The sequence below is a fragment of the Psychrobacillus sp. FSL K6-2836 genome, from assembly GCF_038003085.1.
GTDB lineage: Bacteria > Bacillota > Bacilli > Bacillales_A > Planococcaceae > Psychrobacillus.
In genome coordinates this window covers 2,863,538-2,885,420 of sequence record NZ_JBBOOM010000001.1, presented here as the reverse complement: position 1 = coordinate 2,885,420, position 21,883 = coordinate 2,863,538, and the positions used below count along the sequence as shown (strand labels likewise).

The 21,883-nt window shown below is 39.5% G+C and carries 20 protein-coding genes; 5 read left to right on the top strand and 15 right to left on the bottom strand.

Translation table 11 applies throughout. From position 1 onward, the window contains the following. Positions 1-53: 53 nt before the first annotated feature. From MKY37_RS13790 to MKY37_RS13770, 5 genes are read left to right on the top strand one after another with little or no spacing between them, the layout of a single operon-like run. Positions 54-1,385, top strand: coding sequence for a short-chain fatty acid transporter (locus tag MKY37_RS13790; RefSeq protein WP_340777975.1), 1,332 nt, complete (start codon positions 54-56; stop codon positions 1,383-1,385). Between the two features lie 60 nt (positions 1,386-1,445). After that, complete coding sequence (locus MKY37_RS13785) at positions 1,446-2,048, top strand: carboxymuconolactone decarboxylase family protein (protein ID WP_340777973.1); 603 nt, start codon at positions 1,446-1,448, stop codon at positions 2,046-2,048. Positions 2,049-2,062: 14 nt separating this feature from the next. After that, entirely contained in the window at positions 2,063-2,950 is an 888-nt protein-coding gene (locus tag MKY37_RS13780) for a 3-hydroxyacyl-CoA dehydrogenase NAD-binding domain-containing protein (RefSeq protein ID WP_340777969.1), read from the top strand. Then, positions 2,951-3,994, top strand: coding sequence for a zinc-dependent alcohol dehydrogenase (locus tag MKY37_RS13775; protein ID WP_340777968.1), 1,044 nt, complete (start codon positions 2,951-2,953; stop codon positions 3,992-3,994). It begins immediately after the preceding gene. A gap of 12 nt (positions 3,995-4,006) precedes the next feature. Continuing rightward, a complete protein-coding gene (locus MKY37_RS13770) occupies positions 4,007-4,687 on the top strand; it encodes a cyclase family protein (RefSeq protein WP_340777966.1) in 681 nt (226 codons plus the stop codon). Positions 4,688-4,742: 55 nt separating this feature from the next. On the opposite strand, the gene MKY37_RS13765 is transcribed toward MKY37_RS13770, so the two are convergent. The 15 genes from MKY37_RS13765 to MKY37_RS13695 all read right to left on the bottom strand — a co-directional run bounded on the left by MKY37_RS13765 (position 4,743) and on the right by MKY37_RS13695 (position 21,811). Then, complete coding sequence (locus tag MKY37_RS13765; protein ID WP_340777965.1) at positions 4,743-5,417, bottom strand: AlkZ-related protein; 675 nt, start codon at positions 5,415-5,417, stop codon at positions 4,743-4,745. 311 nt (positions 5,418-5,728) lie between these two features. Next, on the bottom strand, positions 5,729-6,607 hold the full coding sequence (locus MKY37_RS13760; protein ID WP_340777964.1) for a MurR/RpiR family transcriptional regulator: 879 nt from the start codon (positions 6,605-6,607) through the stop codon (positions 5,729-5,731). Between the two features lie 56 nt (positions 6,608-6,663). Further along, entirely contained in the window at positions 6,664-7,611 is a 948-nt protein-coding gene (locus MKY37_RS13755; RefSeq protein ID WP_340777963.1) for a GNAT family N-acetyltransferase, read from the bottom strand. Positions 7,612-7,617: 6 nt separating this feature from the next. Then, on the bottom strand, positions 7,618-8,529 hold the full coding sequence (murQ, locus tag MKY37_RS13750; protein ID WP_340777962.1) for an N-acetylmuramic acid 6-phosphate etherase: 912 nt from the start codon (positions 8,527-8,529) through the stop codon (positions 7,618-7,620). A gap of 12 nt (positions 8,530-8,541) precedes the next feature. Beyond that, positions 8,542-9,702: an exo-beta-N-acetylmuramidase NamZ family protein gene (locus MKY37_RS13745; RefSeq protein WP_340777961.1), complete on the bottom strand. Its 1,161-nt coding sequence runs from the start codon at positions 9,700-9,702 to the stop codon at positions 8,542-8,544. Positions 9,703-9,704: 2 nt separating this feature from the next. Next, entirely contained in the window at positions 9,705-10,673 is a 969-nt protein-coding gene (locus MKY37_RS13740) for a carbohydrate ABC transporter permease (RefSeq protein ID WP_340777960.1), read from the bottom strand. A 17-nt stretch (positions 10,674-10,690) separates the two neighbouring features. Beyond that, complete coding sequence (locus MKY37_RS13735; RefSeq protein ID WP_340777959.1) at positions 10,691-11,635, bottom strand: carbohydrate ABC transporter permease; 945 nt, start codon at positions 11,633-11,635, stop codon at positions 10,691-10,693. A gap of 60 nt (positions 11,636-11,695) precedes the next feature. Further along, a complete protein-coding gene (locus MKY37_RS13730; protein ID WP_340777958.1) occupies positions 11,696-13,027 on the bottom strand; it encodes an extracellular solute-binding protein in 1,332 nt (443 codons plus the stop codon). A gap of 25 nt (positions 13,028-13,052) precedes the next feature. Next, positions 13,053-14,204, bottom strand: a complete 1,152-nt coding sequence (locus MKY37_RS13725; RefSeq protein WP_340779930.1) for an anhydro-N-acetylmuramic acid kinase — start codon at positions 14,202-14,204, stop codon at positions 13,053-13,055. A gap of 105 nt (positions 14,205-14,309) precedes the next feature. Next, complete coding sequence (gene nagZ, locus MKY37_RS13720; RefSeq protein ID WP_340777957.1) at positions 14,310-15,878, bottom strand: beta-N-acetylhexosaminidase; 1,569 nt, start codon at positions 15,876-15,878, stop codon at positions 14,310-14,312. A gap of 1 nt (position 15,879) precedes the next feature. Beyond that, the gene (locus MKY37_RS13715) at positions 15,880-16,596 is read right to left on the bottom strand and encodes a PIG-L deacetylase family protein (RefSeq protein ID WP_340777956.1); all 717 of its coding nucleotides are present in this window, start codon (positions 16,594-16,596) and stop codon (positions 15,880-15,882) included. A 10-nt stretch (positions 16,597-16,606) separates the two neighbouring features. After that, a complete protein-coding gene (locus MKY37_RS13710; protein ID WP_340777955.1) occupies positions 16,607-17,659 on the bottom strand; it encodes a serine hydrolase domain-containing protein in 1,053 nt (350 codons plus the stop codon). 55 nt (positions 17,660-17,714) lie between these two features. Next, positions 17,715-18,686 (bottom strand): BadF/BadG/BcrA/BcrD ATPase family protein, encoded by a 972-nt coding sequence (locus MKY37_RS13705; RefSeq protein ID WP_340777954.1) that lies wholly within the window; start codon positions 18,684-18,686, stop codon positions 17,715-17,717. Between the two features lie 551 nt (positions 18,687-19,237). Then, entirely contained in the window at positions 19,238-20,821 is a 1,584-nt protein-coding gene (locus MKY37_RS13700) for a SpoIID/LytB domain-containing protein (protein ID WP_340777953.1), read from the bottom strand. A gap of 285 nt (positions 20,822-21,106) precedes the next feature. Then, positions 21,107-21,811 (bottom strand): DUF421 domain-containing protein, encoded by a 705-nt coding sequence (locus tag MKY37_RS13695; protein ID WP_340777952.1) that lies wholly within the window; start codon positions 21,809-21,811, stop codon positions 21,107-21,109. Positions 21,812-21,883: the final 72 nt, after the last annotated feature.

The following is a 21,883-nucleotide window of genomic DNA, read 5'->3' as shown; positions in this document are numbered from 1 at the left end:
AAATTTATATGGGAGTAATTGTTGCCTATTAAACAATTTTAGGGGGATTTTATATGGAAAGATTAACGAATTTCTTTACATCTATTATGAGAAAGTATTTGCCAGATCCATTCGTATTTGCGATTGGTTTAACGATATTAACATTTATTTTAGCGCTTATTATTGAGGATATTTCATTCCTCAATTTAACAACATCATGGGGTGACGGCTTTTGGGACCTTTTAGCTTTCACTACACAAATGGCTGTAATTCTAGCAATGGGTTATGTACTAGCAACAGCACCAATTACAGATCGCTTTTTGAATAAAATTGCTAGCATGGTACATACACCTAAGACAGCAATTATAGTCGCTACTTTAGTTGGTGGAATCGGGAGTTACTTGAACTGGGGATTCGGACTAGTAATCGGTGGAATTATCGCCAAAAAATTAGCTGTAAAAGTTAAAGGTGTACATTATCCATTAATTATCGCTGCAGCATACTCTGGTTTCACATTTTATGGATTAGGTCTCTCTGCTTCTATTCCAATTTTAATCTCAACACCTGGACATTTCTTAGAAGAGAATATGGGGCTTATCGCTTTATCTGAAACTATTTTTAGCTTACCAATGATTCTTACAACTATTTTCTTATTAATCACATTACCATTATTCAATGCTATGCTACATCCTAAGGACGCAAAAAACGTTAAAGAAATAGATCCTACTTTACACTCAGATACGAAAAAGTTAAAAGTAAACGTATTAGAAGAAAATACATTTGCTAACAAATTAAATAATAGTCGCATCCTTTCTTATTTGATTGGTGCCTTAGGTCTTATTTATGTAATAATTCACTTTGCTAACGGTAAATCACTTGACCTAAATATTCTTAACTTTATCGTCTTATTCCTAGGAATTATTTTACTTGGTACTCCTGCAAAATATACAGAGCATTTATCAGATGGTATCAAAACCGTATCCGGTATTATTCTACAATTCCCGTTCTATGCTGGTATTATGGCAATCATGGCAGCGTCTGGACTAGTAGATACAATTTCACAAGTATTCGTTGATATCTCAACTCAGCATTCACTACCGTTCTGGGGCTTGGTTAGTTCTTTCTTCATTAACTTCTTTGCACCATCTGCAGGTGGTCACTGGGCAGTACAAGGTCCTTTCATGATTGATGCAGCAAAAGCATTGGGAACTTCACTTGGAGAGACTTCAATGTCTGTTATGCTTGGGAATGCCTGGAATGATTTAGTACAACCATTCTGGATTTTACCAGCACTAGCACTATCTCGCTTAAAACTAAAAGACATTATGGGCTTCTTAGTAATGATTATGTTCTATGTTGGAATTGTTTATATCGTTGCTACACTAGCTTGGTCTTACCTAGGCTAAAAAGAATCGAGCCTTTGTTTTCATAACATAGGCTCTTTTCATATAAATGGAGGTTTCGTTATGCACTCTTTACTTAAGGATTCTCATCTATCTAAAAAAGACAAGTCATTACTATTAGTAGGTTTATTTGCTGCTCGTCGCGAGGAACAGGCAATGCTTCACTTTACAGAAGTGGCTATTAAGGCTGGTAATACGGTCAATGAAATTGCCGAACTAATTTCTGCTGCCATCATTTCTCGTGGAATCCCCACTTGGTTATCGGGTATTGAGGCTATTTCCAAAGCAATTGAACTAACAGGGAAAGCTGAATCTACAAAAGAACCACAGAATATATCTGCTTTTTCAACTCAAGAAGAGTGTGTAAGCTACTATCAGTCAGAATTTGAACAGCTTCCAAAGTGGATAGCGTATTTAGTAGATTATGCACCAGATACACTATTAAAGTATAGCAATTTACGTACTACCTCCCTTCGTGATGGAGCTGTCTCTCGTTACTTAAAGGAATTACTTTTATACGCAATTAACATTTGCGATCAATATCCAAAAGGCATTGATATTCATAAAACGAACGCGATTCAATTGGGTGCAACAGATGAAGTACTCAAGGATACTCGAACTGTCTGCATTTACGTGGTAGGTATCCAGGCAATTTTTAATGATTAAGGAGATGTAAACTCATGCGACATGTATGCATAATTGGTGGCGGGTTTATGGGAGCATCACTAGCTCAATACTTTTTGAAAGCTCATATCAAGGTATCGCTATATGAAGGTTTTATAGCCCGTCGTCAGGAATTAATGACAGATGAAGCTTTTCAGGAAGTACACTTTATAGAAACAATAGAGGAATGTAAAGAAGTAGATTTTATTATCGAGGCAATTACGGAAAACTTACAAGCAAAGCAACAGTTATTCGAAAGCATAGAAGATTACTTTCCTAGTTCTACTACCTTTTGTACAAATACATCTAGCTTTCTAATTAGTTCTATTGCAGAAAAGGTTAAGAATAAGGAACGTGTGATTGGCACGCATTTCTTTTCACCAGCACATATCACTCCATTAGTAGAAGTTGTGCCAAGTGCTTTCACGGATGCTCAGCATATTCAAAAAACAATGACCTTTCTACAATCCATTGATAAAAAACCCGTACTACTTAAAAAAGAAATTCAAGGGTTTGTGGCAAACCGTCTCCAAAGCGCACTTTCGCGAGAGGCAATGTCACTAGTTCAAAATGGTATTGTCTCACCAGAAGAACTTGATTTCATTGCTAAATGGAGTTTGGGAATTCGCTTAGCCAACACGGGTCCTCTAGAACAGCGAGATATTAATGGGCTTGATACGCATATGGCCATTGTGGAATACGTTTATCCTACTCTTGAAAATAGTATTGAACCATTATCAATTCATAAACAACTAATAGATGACAATCGATTTGGCATGAAGACTAATGAAGGTTTTTATGATTGGTCCAAAACCGACACACAGCAATATTTGTCCGTTAAAGATGATGTTCTATTAAATATTATTAGAGCTGTGTCAGCTCAGGATGAAGAGGTGGGTAAATAAATGCATTACAAAGCACTAGTGAAAAATACAGCAGCTCAAAAGGATATAAAATTTGAAACATACGAAATGCCTGCTTTAGAACCCCATCAAAGCTTATTGAAAGTAAACGCTGTGGGCATATGTGGCAGTGATTTACATATGTATGATGGACATGGAGGCTATGATTGGGTAAACTATCCTCTTGTGTTAGGACATGAGGTGACTGGTAAAGTCATTGCAGTGGCTGAAGGTGAAATCCCTCCACAGCGCATGGTTATAAACCCGTATAAAAGCTGTGGCGTATGTGAGTTCTGTCTTGCAGGTGAAAGTAATCGCTGTGATTTCGATGATTATAAATATTTTAAAACACCAACGGAAGCATTACGTTATGGCTTTCGCGAACCAGGCGGAATGGCGGAATACATGGTTGTGGACAATAAAAATTTACTCCCTATCCCGGATGAAGTAACCGATGAGGTTGCTGCAATCTCAGAGGCGCTAGCCGTTAGTTATACCGCTGTGCTGAAAATAGAAAACTTTCCGAAAAAGTCGATCCTAGTAGTTGGTCCAGGACCGATTGGCTTAGGTGCAGCAGCTATCTTAGTCGGGTCGGGTAATTCACAAGTGATGATGTTAGGCACTGCTGTTGATAAAGATCGTCTTCAGCTTGCTAAAGAAATTGGTATTTCGCAGGTTTATGAAAATGCAGAGGATATACCACATGAACAGTTCAAAGGTTTTGACGCTATTATTGACTGCTCTGGTCATCCGACTATTCCAAATACAGCACTTCGCCTTTTAAAACGAGGTGGCGAACTCATCTTAGTCGGCATTAATCCTGCCAGTTTTTCTGTTCCGATGGATCAAATCGTTCGTGGGGAAATTAGTATAAAAGGAAGCTATGGCATTACACAATCAAATTATGAAGCCGTATTATCGCTTGCAGCAGATGCCCGCTACCCTTTCCAAAAACTAATTGCAGAAACAGTGCCATTTAAGGAATGTTTAGATGGCTTTGAAAGTGCGTTAAATAAAGCGACAGGTAAAGTCGTTATTAAAATGTAAGGAGGAATTTACATGAAACTTATTGATTTATCTTTAGAAATTTATGATGGACTTCGCTCATATACATCACACCCACCAATTGCTATTGCCGAGGAATCTACTTTTGAAAATTCCGGTCAACGCTATGTAGCTCCCTGTGAAGGTTTTGAGTCTCGCATGCTAAAAATGTCCGATCATAGTGGTACACATATCGATGCCCCACTTCATTTTATGCGGGATGGTGAATCTACTTCTGAAATGGATCTATCTAAAACACACGGGGATGCTGTACTATTAGATGTATCCGATTTTAAAGATCCTTTTCAAGCTGTAACATGGGAAATGTTGGAGGCAGCTGAAAAACGCCAAGGTATTACTGTTCAGCCTAATGATATTGTCCTCACTCGCACTCGTAAGCTTTCATGGGGAGAAGGATCGTTTTATGAAGAACATGCCTTCGCACCTAGTGCTGGTGACTGGCTCGTAGAAAAACAAGTAAAATGTATTGGATTAGATCTGGCAAATATCGATGTTCACGACAATATGATGCGCGAAGTACATCTAAAACTATTAAGTGTCCCTATTTATATAGTAGAAAACTTAGTTAATTTACATCAGCTACCTTTAAATGAACGCTTCACTTTCATGGCATTGCCACTCAACCTAAAAAATGCCACAGCTTCACCTGTTCGCGCTGTGGCGTTTATAAAATAACATCACTTTTAGAGTACTCTTTCTTTTTAGAAGGGGTACTCTAATTACATTATTACTATCCAAAGATTTTCTCGAATTTAGTTAAAGATTCCTTACTACATACATTCGAAAAGTGAGCTATGAGATATTTTTTTGCATCTTCTCTACTCGAGTCAATATTTGCTATTTTATTTCTGCTTGTCCAAGAATCATACGTCTCAAATGCAGTACTACTCCAACCATTCTTTTCTCCATCTATATTCTTTTTTTCCTGTATACCTGAAATGACAATATCCATTGATCCCTGCAAATCTAGTAATGCATTTTCAAATATCTTCTTTTTCTCTTTCTCCTTCAGCCCTGCTCTTGCCCTTAATGCCCTCGTATCTATCCCTTCCTCTTGACTAATAATCTTGTATATACTATTTGCTTCCCGTGAAATACTTCCACTAAAATAACGTTCTTCTATTAATTCATTGGATCCCAAAACCTTTTTTACGTATGGGAGCAGCTCCCGAGATACTAGTATTGATTTTTTCTTAATAAATTTCCCATATCCAGCGACACCGTCAGAAGAAAACTTAGTCCTCCATAACCAAGGGTCAAATTCTGTATCAGAATGCCAATTTTCTTGTAAAGTTAAGCTATTCAACGAAGGATAATCAGGTATTAAGGAAGCAAGAGGAAGTAATCCCAGCTCCTCAATTACTTTTATCGCTTCTTCATATGTTTTTACTTTATAATCTACCAACCTCAACAGCTCCTTTTCACTAACATACAAATTTCAATTGACTATTATTCATTACCATCTTTTCGGTATCTTTTTTTTTGCAGATAACTACTTTACAATTCTATAAAATATTATAGAATTCCTTCTTTTGAATAGAGTTTCCTAAGTTGAAAGCTCTTCAATTCTGAGCAACTATTGGTGTACTTTTGCTATTTATCAAGGGTGAGTAACACAAAAAAAACAAACGCTCCTAGAGAAAATCCTGTGGACGTTTGTTTTTTATCAATAAAGAAAATAACTATGTAATTCTAGAATTCATCTTAAGTCCAGCCTTATTTCCTCTTTTTCCGAAAGGTTTGATTTTGAATATCTTCAATTGCTTCTCGTGTAGCGTCCAAATAGGTGATTGTTACTTCAAATTGTCTAGAAGCAACCGACATGAACAGAATATCCATAACGTGTAGCTGTGCTAATCTTGACGATGTCGCACCACTTCGAAAGTTTGCCTCACGTGTTGGGGAAGTATGTAGCTGGATTTTCGAAATTTGTGAAATGGGAGATTGTCCAAACTTCGTCAGACTGATTGTTGTAGCTCCTTTTTCATTTGCAAGCTCCAAGATTTTCTCGACCTCAAAGGTAGCACCCGAAAAGGAAATTCCGACAACAACATCGTGGGTGCCAGCATTCGCTACAATAGTTGCACCCATATGTAAATCCGTGCTTGCAGTGGATGCTTTATGAATACGCAAGAACTTTTGTTGTGCATCGATTGCGGCTATACTAGAGGCCCCTACACCAAAAAAGTGAATATTCTTTGCATTGACAATGGCTTCAACAGCCTTTTCAAGCTGCTCGCTATCCAATAATTCCCCCGTTTCTAGCAAGGTTTGCACAGCGTGCTCCGTCACTTTTTGAATGGTTGTCGAAACGGGTTCGTTTGGCTGAATATCACGGTTCGTAAGTTCCGTTTTACGTCCAATATCTCCATTGATACGGAGTTTCAATTCTTGGAATCCCTTGAGCTTTAAAGATTTGCATAGTCTTGTAACTGCTGCTCCACTAGTTTGACTCATTTCACCTAGCTCCGAAATAGTCATCGTGACAATTTGCTCGGGATCGGCCAATATAAAATCTGCAATCTTTTGCTCCGACGGGGGAAGCATGTGCCTCATTTCGTTTAACAATACTAAACCACCATTTGATACTGCCATGTCCATCAACCCTTCTTCACTTGCTTACTAATCTATCCTATCATCTAAAGCACATCTTAATTTGTCAACTCTTTTACCATTACGTGGAATGTTCGAAAAGTTTTAAAGTCGTTTTTCAAATATAAATGCCCAGCTGAACTTGTTTCACTTGTCCATAAAAACCAAGCACCTTGTATGCTATTTTGCTTCATGGCATGGAGCGTTTCATGTAACAGGATTTTCCCCAATCCTTTTCCTTGTTCAGTATTAGCCACCCCGAAAGGTCCAAAACGTTCACGAATACCTTCATAACCTCCGAAAAGTGCAAATCCTACTACTTGATCATACTTCTTTGCTACCAAAATTTGCGATGGATCAAGCCCCTGCAATACTCCTTCACGGATTGCCCTGCCCCAATCAGGATTGAAATGAGTATTAGCAAACTGGATTAACTCATAAAAGTCTCCATCCTGAACTTTTCCAAAGGTATAGCCTTCCACTTCGCGTTCTTGTTTCAGTGCTTGAACAATGTCAGGATACACATAATCGATTAATGCACGATGCATTGCTACAGGTGAATACACTCGTCGGAAGCCTTCCTTTTGTAAAAAAGCAAAACCCGAAGGATAACGTGATTCATCAATACCCGGTAAAAAATAGTTTGGTGCATAGGAAGAAAAGAATATTTTTTTAGCACCTTGCTCTTGGATATAAGCGGAAGCCCGTTCTATTAACTCATGACCTATGCCTTCTCTTTCTAAACCTGAATCTACCATAAAGAAGGTGATCCAGCCTGTATCGGATTCCAGATTCGTTCCTTCCATAGGAAGCTTCCTAGTAATGGCTAAGATGGCGCCTATTATCTTTTCGTCACGGACTGCAACAACTAACCCCTTCGGATCGAAGTTGGCATCGAGCATAATTTGTTTACGGAATCGTGTTTGATTGATTGGATCATGTTTTAGTACGGCATTCCACAACTCAATTATTCCTACTTCATCCCCATTTTTAAATGTGCGATACATTGTCCATCACCCTTCATTAAAAGCTAGTTTCACTGCTTCTCTTACAAAACCTTTTGAATTTATAATCAGTGTCTCTGCTTTTTCTTTTTTGACCTCGGCAATTATCATGACGATAGCAAGTTTTACATCATAATCGGTTTCTTCCAACACTGATTCAGCTTGTTCGTATGTTACATCCGTAATATTACATACCATTTGTTTCGCACGTTCTCGCAATTTAAAATTACTAGCATTCAGATCTACCATCAAGTTTTTATATACTTTTCCGATTTTAATCATCGCAGTAGTAGAAATCATGTTAAGAATCATTTTATGGGCGGTTGCTGCACGCAATCTTGTAGAACCAGTTAATACCTCCGGACCTGTCACAATCTCAATTTTAATATGTGCAAAGTTGCTTATGGTGGAGTGCTCATTACTGGAAAGGCTGACTGTTGTTGCACCGCAAGAATTGGCATGGATGAGTGCACCTTTCACATATGGCGTACGACCACTTGCTGCAATACCGATAATGACGTCATTCTTTTTAATAACTAGCTTCTCCAAATCAGTTGCACCAAGCTGCTCATCGTCTTCAGCGCCTTCTACTGCGTTGAACATAGCTCCTTTTCCACCTGCTAAAACCGCTTGCACCTGCTCATGCGAAGTACTGAACGTTGGCGGACATTCTACTGCATCCAAAACACCGATGCGTCCACTCGTCCCGGCCCCTACATATATAAGTCGCCCTCCACTTTTAAAAGCATTTACGACTTTTTCTACTGTCTGTTCAATTTGTGGAATCACTTTTTGAACCGCCAGCGCAATGGTTTGGTCTTCCTCATTCATAATATTCAACACTTCATTTGTGGTCATTTCATCAAGTCTTATTGACTTTGGATTTGATTCTTCTGTTGCTAACCTTGATAACTTTTCCATCGCTCAGCCTTCCTATCTATATAGTAAGTATGGTTGCCTCATTTTTATAAAGTTGCTTGCGTCGAGATGACATTGATGAAGAAAATCCTCTATCTCCCCTGTCATCAATACATTCCTAAGCTGGCTGTTTCCAGCAAGCAGATCAAACATAGGATGCTTTAAACTGCCATATTCCAGAAACTCCAAATCCTTGGGATACAATTTTGCAATGACTGCCAAAATCCGCACAAAAGTTTGGACTGGTTGGAATGAATGTCGGTCGGTAATATGAAGCTGGATACCTTCACAAGGTTCTCCTGTGAATTTCTGGTATGAAGGTGTGAAAGAAATTGCCCGTGCTCGAACGTTTCCTAGATCCATCGAATTGACTTCTTCCTGCAATTGTTCTCCTTGTATAAACGGAGCACCTACTATTTCGAAGGGCTGTGTCGTTCCACGTCCTTCCGATAAGTTCGTTCCTTCTATTAAACAAGTACCTGGATACAGCAGCATCATGTCCAAACTCGTAGTGTTTGGAGACGGTGGTATCCAAGGCAATCCTGTCTCATGGAAAAATGAGTCTCTTTTCCAACCTACCATCTGTATAACCTTCATATCACAATGAATAGCAAACACTTCATTAAAATAAAGTGACAATTCCCCTACTGTCATGCCGTGGCGATTTGGGATTGGGTACATTCCTACAAAAGAAGTGAAATTTGCATCGACCAAGTTCCCTTCCACGATATGTCCACCGATTGGATTCGGACGATCGAGAATATACATTTTCTTACCTGTACGTGCACAGGCTTCCATCATATAAGCCATCGTGTAAATATACGTATAATAACGTGAGCCAATATCTTGCATATCAAAGACTATTGCGTCAACAGGTTCTAGCATGGCATCGGTTGGTTTTTTCGATTTTCCATATAAGCTAAACACAGGTACCCCTGTCATACTATGAACAGTGTCTGAAAACCTTTCGCCTTCCTTAGTGTTTGTCTTTAGGCCATGCTCCGGTGCATAGAGTGCTGTAAGTTGGATCTGTGGATGCTCATGAAATAATCGTATTGTCGAGACGAGATCTGCATTTGCTCCCGTTTGATTGGTCAGTAGTCCAATACGTTTACCTTTAAGTTCCTGCACATGATGTTCCATGAAAACGTCGATACCAAGCTTCACTTTGCGCATCATTATTCCTTCACACCACCAAAAGTCAAACCTTTAATGAAGTAACGTTGGAATAGGATAAATACGATAATCATTGGAATAGCAGCAACTGCAGCACCACTCATCAATAGTTTGAAGCTTGCTAGATTTGCGTCCTGCAAAGTTTTTAATCCTACCGGTAACGTGTACAATTCTGCGCTATTTAAGACGATGATTGGCCATAGGAAAGAGTTCCATACACTCATGAATGTAAAGATTCCAAGTGCTGCAAGTCCTGGTTTGGCAAGGGGTAGAACCACTGTCCAAAACGTCTTCCATTCACTTGCACCGTCCATTTTGGCTGCTTCTAGCAGCTCATCCGGAATGGAGAACATGAACTGTCTCATCAAGAACACTCCAAATACCATAGATAAATCAGGCAAAATCAAAGCCCAATGAGTATCCATTAAACCTAAGTTCCCAACCATAATGAACAAAGGAACAAGTGTTACTTGCCCTGGGATCATCATCGTTGAAATAATAATCCAGAAGATCAGATTTCGTCCTGGGAATTTCTTCTTTGCCAGTACATAGCCCGCCATTGAATCGATCAGTAAAATACCGAGTGTAACGAAGACTGAAATATATACACTATTGAAAAACCATTTTCCAACATCATGTTTTTGAAATAAGCTTTTGTAGCTAGAAAATGTATTATCAACAATATGATTCATCATCCCACGGTGGTAAGCCTCTTGTTTAGAGTCCCCCTCTTTCGCTGCTTCTCTTGCCTCTCCCCAATGCTCAAAATAGAGAGGTATTCCCATTGGATACATTTTGGGTGGATTAGCATCCACATATGAAACAGGACGTTCCATATCCTCTGATTGATAACTGCTTAGCTGGAGAGAAGTGGAGAAAACCCAATACAGTGGAAGTAAAGAAACCACTGCAAATACGGAAAGTAAAACAAAAATAATTAGTTTGTTCAATCTACTTTTGTGTTTTATCATAATTATCGATCCTCCAATCACTCATCATGTCGAAGTACCCGGAACTGGATAATCGAGAAGATGAGGATGATAACAAATAGTACGACAGATTGAGCCGCAGCAAGTCCAAATTCGAAATCTCGGAAACCTGTCTTGTAAATTAAATGAACCAATGTTTCCGTTGCACTTCCCGGTCCACCACCAGTCATCATAATGATCTGAGTGAAAACCTGAAATGAACCAATCGTACTTAGCAAAACAAGATATAGCGTCGTAGGTTTTAATAATGGAATAGTAATGTGAAGCCATTGCTTGAAGGTACTTGCTCCATCAATGCGAGCTGCTTCGTAAAGTGATTGAGATATCGATCCCATGGAAGCAAGATACATGATAATTCCTACACCGAACGGGATTAGACATTGCATGATGATTAATGCCCAAAGTGCACTTCCTGATTGTCCAAGCCAATTGATCTGCTCAATACCAAACCAGCCAAGAACATAGTTGAACAATCCAAATTCATAGTTGTACATCCAACGCCATACCATCGCGATGATTACCATGGAAGTAACAGTCGGCAAATAAAATGCCGACCTGAATAGACTTTGTGAAAATTTCCCTAGTGCAAAAATCATAGAGGAAATTACGAGTGCACTAATCACACCAAATGGTACTGTTACAACCGTGAACAATAACGTATTTTTCAAAGCAATCCTGAAAGCTTCACTCTCAAAAACTTTTATGTAGTTATCTAGACCTGCAAACTCACTACCAAACACTTTGTGATCCTGAAATGAAAGGACAAATGCCCAAATCACTGGAATCGCAATGAATAGTGTGAATAAAATTAGTTTTGGCAATAAAAAGAGGTAGGCGCTATAATTTTTCTTCATTTGTTGAAAAACGCCTTTATTCGGTTTTTTTATAACCTTTAATTTCTCCGTTTCTTTTTTGGGTACAGTACCCATCGGAATTTGAGCCATTTTGGGAAACCTCCTAAAAATGAAGCAGGCTTGCGTAATGCAGAGCCTGCTTAATGTTGGTTATTTTAATAATTCGTCCACAGCTTTTTTCGCATCTGCCATTGCATCTTCAGCTGTTTTTTCACCATTGAATACTAATTGAAGTTGTGCTTGAATTGCTTCATCAATTTTTTTCCACTCTGGATGACGAGGAAGCATAACGACTTGATCAGACATTTCCATTGCACGTGTCATTTCTGGATTATCTTTGAATGGATCCATTTCAGATGCACTGATACGTGCAGGGAAAATACCATAATTTTGCGCCATATTGTACTGTTCTTCTGCCGTTGATATAAATTTCATAAAGTCAGCTACTGCTGCTTTTTTATTCGCTTCTTCTTGGTGGAACATAATCCATCCACCAACACCACCGATTGTAGATGAAGCTTCATTTTCTCCTGTTGGATATTCTGCTACAGCAAAGTTAGTAGGATATGCTCCCTGTGCCGCTCCAATAGCCCAAGTTGCCCATGGTTGCATTGCTACTGTGCGTTGTTCTTCATTGGCCCATGCTTGGAACGTTCCACCTACATCTGCACCACCATGAGTTTCAGGTGCCACTTTTTCAGTCAGCTTTAAATCGGCCAAATCTTGGATTGCTTGAATAGCTTCTGGTGAATCAAATGTGAACTCCGTCATATCTTCGTTCAGTGGTGATCCACCATTTTTGTAGAAGAATGGCCAAGCTTCATAATAACCAGGCATGATATACGTAGAAAAACCGTAAACGTCTGTCTTTCCGTCACCATCTCGGTCAAACGTCAATTTTTTTGCAGCTTCTAAAAATTCATCATATGTCCACTTCCCATTTTCAGGAGGTGTCACACCTGCTTCTTCAAATAAGTCTAAGTTCAATAACATCGAGTGCAACGTGATACTATTTGGAATTCCGTATAACTTATCATCATATGTGTAAGCATCCAAAGCATTTTCATAAAAATCTGCTTTTTCATCCTTATCCAAGAACGCATCTAATGGTTCCACTACCCCTTGTTCGATATGATCTATACTAACTGCACTACCACTAATATCAACTGGAGCAATATCCGGCCATGATTTACCAGCAATCGCTACCCCTAGTTTGTCGCCCATTTCTGCCCAAGGAACTTGAACAAGGTCCACTTCAACACCTTCATTAGCCTCTTCGTATTCCTTGATCTTCGCTTCTAGCCAGTGGAATTTATTGTCGTCTTTGTCTGGCCATCTTGGACCATCCCAAATCGTGATTTTCCCCTTGAACTCTTCCGCATTGCCGACCTCTTCAGAATCACCATTACATGCTGCCAAAACTGATGCTGCCAACCCTAGAGTTGCAAGTGCAAGTGCTGACTTTTTAAACACTTTCTTCATTTTCCATTTCCCCCAATCGTCGATTTTACCAAGCAATTTTCCCCAAAATTGTTTGTCTTTTTGCTCCTGTTGTGGAGGGTAAATTATTTGGAACTTTTTGAAACCCTAAATAACCAAGTAATGCAAATACAAAAGCCTCTTTCGCATCACTGTTGAAACCAATTTCATCTAGTGCTTTCACTTTGACCTGATCTGGAAGCATGTCAGTTAAATAGGATAAGAGCGTCTTGTTATGGACACCTCCACCGCTGATGATTACTTCCTTCAAATCATGAGACTTAATGTATTGCTCAATCTCAAGACCTAATGATTTAGCGGTTAACATAGTGACCGTAGCAATTTTATCTTCTGCTGAGCAACCATATTCATCTCCTTGGTTCCATAGCTTTTCAGCATATGCAGCACCAAACAACTCTCTTCCTGTACTTTTTGGTGCAGGTAATGAAAAGTAATCATTCTCCATAAGTTGGTTCAACCATTCCAAATGGATATTACCTGATTTAGCTAGTTCTCCGTTAGAATCGTAGCTCTGCTTACCACCGGTAAACTTGGATACAAAGGAATCGATTATCATGTTTCCCGGTCCGGTATCATATGCAAGTACTTCTTTGCCATTTGGAGTGGGTGCTAACACTGTAATATTGGCAATTCCTCCAATATTAACGAGCACTCGCCCATTTGTACTCGATTGAAAAAGAAGCTGGTCTGCAAATGGTACGAGCGGAGCTCCTTGCCCTCCAGCTGCCATATCTCGTGTTCGGAAATCACCAATGACCGGCTTACCCGCATATTCAGCCAAGGCTGAAATATCGCCAATTTGCATGGTATTGGCCCTTGCAAATTCTCGCTTGCTTGCAGCGATTGGCTCGTGCCAAATCGTTTGTCCATGCGAGCTGATCAAATCTATCGACGCATATTCAATCTCTGAATCTACTAAAGAATCTTTGATAAGCTTTGCATACAGTTCTCCTAAATACATATTCATCGAAGATACATGATTCAGTGGAGCTAGTGGATCCATCAGCTTGAATAGCTGAGCTGTCAATTCTTCTGGGTAGTCCATTGTCACGAAATGCTTCAGTTCATACGTTAGCTTGTCAGAAACAAACGAGAAATCAGCAATGGCGATATCAAGTCCATCAAGGGATGTACCTGACATTAATCCACAAACACGCATGGGCTTCACGAGCATCCTTCCTTTCGATAAAAGCGCTTACACATATTTTAGTTGTTCCGAAATTAAATATCAATACTTTTTTAATATTCTAAAAAAAAATATCATTTAGAATAATGTAACGGGCAATTTCCCATTAATTTCTGTTCTTCCTACGAGATACTCTGCCACTATTTCAAATGCCGTTTGCGTGAACTCAAATGCACAAATCATACGATTCGCCTGTGGAAAGTAAGAGGCATCGTAAGGCGAACGAATCGCTACCACATCCACTGGCTTCCCGGAAGCGATTATTTGATGAACGAGCTTCTGCTGGTTTCCATGCTGCACTGCATTAAGTGTCAGCACCACGATATGGTCGTAGTTATTCACTTTGTCAATAGCATTTTCCAACACTTCTTCATAACGGGTTGGATCCACTTCAATTTCATCCACTTGTGAGTGAACTTTCTTTAGTTTTTCGGCCATTTCTAGTGTTGCATAGCGTTTATCCTCGACCATAGTTGCGTAAACGTTTGTCGGGTAGATCAATAGAACTCGGTCATTCGCTTGAATCGACTTACCTTCCCTACTAACCAATGTGATTCCATCCTTATAAATGGTTTTCATTTGGTCATGATGTATCTGTGAACCCACGAAGCTAGCAACCTCTTGTATTTTCTCAATCTCATCCCAGGATGTGTAGTTGGAAATCATTCGTTCAATTCGATTAATTGATTGATCGATTTGTTGCTCTGTTATCGTATTATTTCGGACTGCCTCCACCATTTTTAAGATAGATTCTTCCTGCAAGGAATGGATATGAGATACCATCACTAAGTCAACACCCGCTTCAACCGCCTTGACGCATCCATTGACAGTTCCAATACCTTTTGCAATAGCATCCATTTCCATACAATCCGTAGTGATGACACCTTCAAAACCTAGTTCTTTCCGAAGAAGTCCCGAAATTACCGAGCGAGATAACGTTGCAGGGGTGTTTGACTCTTTTTCAAGCGCTGGGAAATACACATGAGCACTCATAATGGCATCTGCTCCAGCTGCGATACAGTCCTTGAATGGCACCAGTTCAATCTCATGCAGCCTCTTCAAATCATGTCCAATCACGGGTAGATCCAAATGGGAGTCCACACTTGTATCTCCATGACCTGGAAAATGTTTCAGAGTCGTCATAATTCCCGCTTCCTGCATCCCAAGCATGGAATTCTTCGCCATCGTCGTCACTTCCTGCACATTTTCACCGAATGAACGCACGCCAATGACTGGATTCTCCGGGTTATTATTTACATCAACAACTGGCGCCAAGTTCCAGTTGATGCCAAGTGCTTTCAATTCTTTTCCGGTCATAAAACCAGCATTTCGCGCATGGTTTGGCTTATGAGTTGCCCCGAGTAGCATGGCTCCTGGGATGATGGTTGTACCTTCACCAAGTCTGCGGACCACTCCATTTTCTTGGTCAATACAAATTAATAATGGAGAAGTATATCCGGCAGCCTTCGCTTCTTTTTGCAAGCTTTTGGTCAGGTCTAATATTTCCTGTGGCGTGCCAATGTTTCGCCCAAATAGTATGACACCACCAATATGATATTCGTGAATTAAGTGTTTTATCTCGTCCGACATTGTAATACCCTTAAAACCAGCTATCATTAATCGGCCCACTTTTTTATGCAAGCTCATTTTATACCTCCTTCATAATAGGGAATCCTGGGATATGCCCTTCGCGGCGAACATGCAGCCCTTTTGAATTTTGTAAGGTTTGGGCATATTTTGTTCTACCCAAACATCCACGTGTTGTACCAAGTGCTTTGTAATAGTCATAGTATCTGAAACTAGTAGAGTTCATGATGAACCAGTAACAAGATAAAGCTTCCAAATATGCATCAAATGAATCCGTGACATCCACATAGATATCAGGTTCATATCCTTCCATATCCTCCCAGTTCTCACTATGGAATACGCGTCGGAGTCCATGTGGTGGCAGCCCCCCTAAATCAAAACCGGGCAAGGAAGCCTTCAACCATGCATCCTGTACAATTTTCTGACATAGAGCATGATCCGGATGCATACTATTCACCCAATGTGTTATGACGAAATCTGGTTTTTCTTTTCGGAAAATAGTTGCAACTTCTTTTACTAGCTCTTCATTGAAAGTCAGCTCTGCATCCCGATGATTTAACGTAATGCTCGTGCCTCCTAAGATGGCTGCTGCCTTTTTTGCTTCCTCTATCTTTTGCATGCGATAGGTCTCGACATCCAAGTGGGCAGGTGCTCCTTTTTCTCCCGCCGTTAAATGAAGAAACGTGACTTTATAACCCGCTTGTGCATATTTGTGTGCAATTGCACCAGCCTGAATCTCTCCATCTCCGCAATGCGCCCCAACGATCATTAAATGCATACCAACACTCCTAATTCGTTAAATTTGTAACAATGAGATTATGTAGACGTGGTCGTAATCGAATGATTGGGTCATGGCGACCGAAGTACACACGATTAGTTAATAATGTAACTGTCAATTCTCTTCTTGGATCGATATATATGCTTGTGCCGGTATAGCCTGTATGGCCATAGGTGGTGGGTGACAACAAGTCTCCCGCCGGACTGAGTCCCCGTCCTTTTAGTTGCCAGCCTAGACCCCTGCTCTCATCTGAAAACGGCGTGAAGTTTTCTCGTGATTTCCTCAGCCACTCTGGATGCAATATTTGCTTGCCCTCATAGATCCCATCATTTTCCAACATGTTTGTAAAGTTGGAGACATCCTCCATCGTAGAGAACAATCCAGCATGACCGCTAATGCCTCCCATAAATTCTGTATTATCATCATGGACAATCCCGTATTTATGATTTCCTAGATGTTCAAGAAACTCAGTCGGCGCATACTGAGTACGCTCGTATTTTGGCAGGTACCCTGTGCTCATCATGCCGAGTGGGTGAAATAAATGCTGCTTGGAGTATTTCTCGAGTGGCTGTCCAGTCACTTTTTCAATAACCGCCATCAGCAAAATATAACCAAGATCGCTATATACGACCTGCGTGTCAGATACATAGGAAAGTTGCTCCTCCAAAATTTCAGCGAGAACTTCTGGTGTCGTTAGTTTCCGTTCAAAATAAGGACGGTGTGCAATTAGTCCAGATGAATGCGTCAGCAACTGCCGTAGTGTTATGCTTTCTTTCCCATTCTTGCCGAAGCCCGGTAGAAATCTAGTGACTTTATCATTTAGGTAAATATCTCCATATTCAAGGAGCTGCAGCATGACAGGAAGTGTGACCATCACTTTTGTTAAAGACGCCATATCGAACACATGCCTATTGGTCATTGTTACGCGGTCATCTTCCAAACTATTGGTCCCGATAGCTTCTTCTAAAATGACTTTCCCCTTATGTTTAATCCGGATGACCGCTCCTGGGGTAACCTGTTTGTCGATTTCCTGTTGTAAAAACGCACGCACTTTATCTTTCATTCTCTCACTCCTTTTTGATAGAAATGACTTTACTAAAGCATAACGAACTCAGTTCTTAACTTGAGATTTCTTCGTTCAAATGCTTCACAATTCGATCATTAATCGGGACTTGTTGTGATAGTAGAGCAGCAATAACTGCCCCACCAACAGGGGATACGAGTGCTCGTTTAAATCTAATATTAGGAAGCTTCTCTTTTGCCAATTGTTGAAAATGATCTATAAAAAAGTCGGCGTTTGTAAATACACCACCAGACAACACAATGTTTGTGGCATGATTCTTTTCAAATAGCTGATCGTGACACGAATGTATAGAAGACATCATTTCTGAACACGCTTTAGCAATAATACTTTTCGCAATTTCATCATTAGCAATTGCAGCATCTACCACTAGCTGGGAAAGCGGAGCAATGATTGAACGTGGATGCTCCAATCCATAGACTTTTCCAATGATGTCCGGGACCAAATTCACTTCAAAGTATTCCAAAAAAGAAGTTGTCAATGAGGTCGATGGTCCACGCTGGTCAAATTCTTTAAAGACAGCACGAAGCGCTTCATTGCCCAAATGAAAACCACTGCCCTCATCATCAAACAAATAACCCCATCCACCTGAGCGCACCATTTTCGTTTCATCATTTACTCCAAATGTAATCGATCCTGTTCCGGCAATTTGTACTATCCCCACCTCTCCTAATGTCCCAGCATATAGAGCGTTTAGTGCGTCATTTTTGATAATAATATGGATGTCCTTCGGCAAATATTTCCTTAACAAGTCAGCAACTTCAGCATCCCTTCCGCTTTCACCAACTCCCGCCATCCCAGCAAAGCAGATGGATATTTGATTGTATATTTCGTCATTTTGTACGTTAAGCTGCAACAGCAAACCACTCATCACAATCTCGAACTCTTTTGGTGTCATCGTATTTAGATTACTGCCCCTGGTTATCGCTTTCATGTAAACGGTTCCATTTATATCTGCAACCATGGCTGTTGTTTTCGTTCCTCCACCATCAATCCCTAATACATACACCCCTACTCCCACCTTTTTTTAACTAATATATGTACATTATAAATTTTTGAAATATTTTTTCAACTTTTCTTTTTATTTTCGTTAATTTATTTTAAGTTGTGAGTATTTGAACGAAGTCTAATGACAGTGTTCCAAGAAATAGCAGCATATTTTTAAAAAAATCTTTGTTATAAAATACTGTTGATTTCCGTTACAGTCGGACGCTTTCCGCGGGCAGTCGCTAAGCCTCCTCGACTTGCTATTGCAAGTCTGTGGGGTCTCAGCTTGACTGCTGTTCCCGCTGGAGTCGCCGCCTTTCACTTCAATCAATAAAGCGTGTAGTACTTAACCATTAATTAGGATTGATCATTTGCTTTTAAACACGACAAATATGCATAAATAGTTCATATACAAAAGGGACAGCTTAGTTTGGAAAAATACTAATTATGGTTTGAATTTTTCCGTGGTATAACAAAGATTTTAAATTTGAAGGATTTCTACATGCTAAACTAAAAGATATAACAGAGACTAAAAAAGAAGGCTTCTACATATCTGCAGAAGCCTTTTCTTTATTAATATTTTGTTTCCAAATCAATTCCTTTGTAGAAATGCTTCAGTATTACGTCATACGTATAGCCTGCTTCAGCCATACCAACTGCTCCGACTTGAGACATTCCGACACCATGTCCCCAACCACCACCATTTGTCTTGAAGCCAGTGACTTCACCTGTTACATTATCTTTTACAGGTTCAATAATAAATAATGTACTTAACAAAACAGCAGGGCTACCATTTGCATTGATATACTGAAGAGCCCAGCGTATGCGGTCTTTATATTCATAGAATGTTCCATTTTCTGTTACAAACTCAATTTCAGCTGCTCGACCAGAGCTAGAACGCTCCGTTACATTAATTTCAAGAACTTTTCCGACTTCTGTATTGTAGTACGTACTAAGAACCTGACTGATTTCCTCGGAGGTCCATTCAAAATTCCATCGGTAATATTTTGACCAATCCGCTTCAAAATCTCCCTTTTTCACTTTTCTTAGTGATTCAGATCCGTCTTCCTCCAATTTATATATATCCAATGCAGGAACGTATTTTAGTGAATTCCCTTTTTGTGCCACATGGGTAGCACGTAGATAAGGTGTCGCTCCCGATGTCCAGACATCTTCGTTGTTTGCAGTAAAGCCACCACTTGTAGAATGGAATACTGCAGTGATCAGTTTACCTTCATAGGTTGCAACTATTCCACTTGTTTCGTCTACTGCATCATTCGAAACCTGATGTTCAGCTTCGAATCCACCATATACTTGGTCAGAGGTTGTCGGCAACAAATCATAGCCGTCTGCACTGCGTTTACCTAGATTCGATAGTGCATATGTGCGGGCTGCAATTGCCTGAGCTTTTTGCGCTTCAAGTTCAGCATATGGCACAGGTGGCAATTCGCGTGGTACTACTCCGTATAGATATTCTTCCGTTAATAATTCATTGATACCTGCTAATGTTCCACTGCTATTAAATCCAACTTCCGCAAGTCCACGATAAGTTGTCCCATTGATCGTTACTTTTTTTGATGGGGCAATTATTTGCAGCGCATTAGTAGTTATTTTTTCTTCCCCATTGTGAATGACCTTTAATTCGTTTTCACCATCTGCAATCGTAATGATTTTCCAAAAAGAATCACTCGCTGCAAGACCTTTAGAAACTACTTCGTTTTTAAAAGCAGTTCGTACGGTGAAGGAAGCATCAGCTGCAAATTCGCCAATGTACAGGCGGTACCCATCGTTGTAATCTTCCACATATGTTGGATAACCCTCTGCTTCTGCGCGAGCTACCCAATCAGTCACATATGCTTCACTCGTAGTATAGGAAACTTGCAAACGATAATTGGTTTGCACGGTAGAAGTGGACCCTAGCTCAACAAAAACTTCTTCATCTAGACCTGAAAACAAAACTACACCAGTAGCTTTATCTACTACATCAAATGCACCCTCTGCTCCAACAGTCAATGACTCTACACCTGGTACAACCCCAATTCGAATCGTCGGTTCAGCCACCATATCAGCAGATGCTTTATTTTGAACCGTTCCTTGAACAAATAAAGCGAATATAACTGCAAAAACGACTGCATACTTAAAAAGATTTTTCAACAAACCCATCCCTCTCATTCTATAATTTTGTTTCAAGGGATATAGATTCGACCTAATTTCGATAATTCCTTTCGAATTTTTAAAATATTCTTGATATTTTATTTTAATCATTCATTTGATTTATGAATTGATAAAAATACTTAAGAATAAAGAACTACAATTAATTTTCGGATACTTATTAAAATACAAAAAAACGACTGCCACTTTGAACAGTCGTTTCTATAGTAAAGATTATTTAGCTTCCAGTAAAAATTAACAAGCTCTAGTGTAAAAAACACAGATTAACATTCACTTATATAAAAATACCTTCAAGTTTTCTTTATTATCAATAGTACCAAGCAGAACGTATTTAATTTCCGTCTGATATTGTATTTTTAAGTTAGAAACTACCCATTCCTCGTCCTTATTAATTTTCTTTAATTCCTTTGATTCAAGTTTTCCATCTTTTATGATTAGCTTTGGCAAATCGAAGGGCTCTGTTACTAGCTGATAGTTTGCAGGTGTAATTGGATTATATTTTGGGTCCAGAAATACAGAAATTTTTCCGTCCGCCTCCCAAATTGCTAAAGCAACTTTCTTCACATCTTCTACTTTTTCCTCCCGAAGTTCTTCTAATAATACATCAATGGAGATTCTTGCCTTTTTTAATCCTTTGTAAATGATTTCTCCGTCCTTCACAAGGTTAATGGGTGGAGGGGTTATCAACTTTCTAAACCATGGCCATTTTAGAATTAAAAAAATACCGCAAAGATATAGGGAAACCAATACAATTGTGGTAACAACGGACCCTTTTAGCCCCAGCCTCTCATCAGACAATGGGTGTGCAATAATATTACCAATGACTAAAGCTATCACAAAATCTAGAAGTCTTAGTTGGGAGATGGCACGCTGTCCCATAACCTTAGCTACAACGACTAAAAAGAAAAATGCAACAACAGCCCGTAGAATCCACTCAATTGTAGTGAGTGTTTCCTGGCTTTGAAAAAAATCCATATGACACATCCTTTTCTCACAAAAGCTAAAAACTACTACTTAGTTTGCACGGATGTTATTTTATTAGTCATA

What these genes read in the sequence shown, in the direction of transcription:
- MKY37_RS13745 (WP_340777961.1), bottom strand. Translation starts at nt 9,702, where the DNA reads ATGCGCAAAGTGAAGCTTGGTATCGACGTTTTCATGGAACATCATGTG.
- MKY37_RS13770 (WP_340777966.1), top strand. Translation starts at nt 4,007, where the DNA reads ATGAAACTTATTGATTTATCTTTAGAAATTTATGATGGACTTCGCTCA.
- MKY37_RS13695 (WP_340777952.1), bottom strand. Translation starts at nt 21,811, where the DNA reads ATGGATTTTTTTCAAAGCCAGGAAACACTCACTACAATTGAGTGGATT.
- MKY37_RS13740 (WP_340777960.1), bottom strand. Translation starts at nt 10,673, where the DNA reads ATGATAAAACACAAAAGTAGATTGAACAAACTAATTATTTTTGTTTTA.
- nagZ (WP_340777957.1), bottom strand. Translation starts at nt 15,878, where the DNA reads ATGAGCTTGCATAAAAAAGTGGGCCGATTAATGATAGCTGGTTTTAAG.
- MKY37_RS13755 (WP_340777963.1), bottom strand. Translation starts at nt 7,611, where the DNA reads ATGTATCGCACATTTAAAAATGGGGATGAAGTAGGAATAATTGAGTTG.
- MKY37_RS13710 (WP_340777955.1), bottom strand. Translation starts at nt 17,659, where the DNA reads ATGAAAGATAAAGTGCGTGCGTTTTTACAACAGGAAATCGACAAACAG.
- MKY37_RS13775 (WP_340777968.1), top strand. Translation starts at nt 2,951, where the DNA reads ATGCATTACAAAGCACTAGTGAAAAATACAGCAGCTCAAAAGGATATA.
- MKY37_RS13725 (WP_340779930.1), bottom strand. Translation starts at nt 14,204, where the DNA reads ATGCGTGTTTGTGGATTAATGTCAGGTACATCCCTTGATGGACTTGAT.
- MKY37_RS13790 (WP_340777975.1), top strand. Translation starts at nt 54, where the DNA reads ATGGAAAGATTAACGAATTTCTTTACATCTATTATGAGAAAGTATTTG.
- MKY37_RS13785 (WP_340777973.1), top strand. Translation starts at nt 1,446, where the DNA reads ATGCACTCTTTACTTAAGGATTCTCATCTATCTAAAAAAGACAAGTCA.
- MKY37_RS13735 (WP_340777959.1), bottom strand. Translation starts at nt 11,635, where the DNA reads ATGGCTCAAATTCCGATGGGTACTGTACCCAAAAAAGAAACGGAGAAA.
- MKY37_RS13760 (WP_340777964.1), bottom strand. Translation starts at nt 6,607, where the DNA reads ATGGCAGTATCAAATGGTGGTTTAGTATTGTTAAACGAAATGAGGCAC.
- murQ (WP_340777962.1), bottom strand. Translation starts at nt 8,529, where the DNA reads ATGGAAAAGTTATCAAGGTTAGCAACAGAAGAATCAAATCCAAAGTCA.
- MKY37_RS13730 (WP_340777958.1), bottom strand. Translation starts at nt 13,027, where the DNA reads ATGAAGAAAGTGTTTAAAAAGTCAGCACTTGCACTTGCAACTCTAGGG.
- MKY37_RS13715 (WP_340777956.1), bottom strand. Translation starts at nt 16,596, where the DNA reads ATGCATTTAATGATCGTTGGGGCGCATTGCGGAGATGGAGAGATTCAG.
- MKY37_RS13780 (WP_340777969.1), top strand. Translation starts at nt 2,063, where the DNA reads ATGCGACATGTATGCATAATTGGTGGCGGGTTTATGGGAGCATCACTA.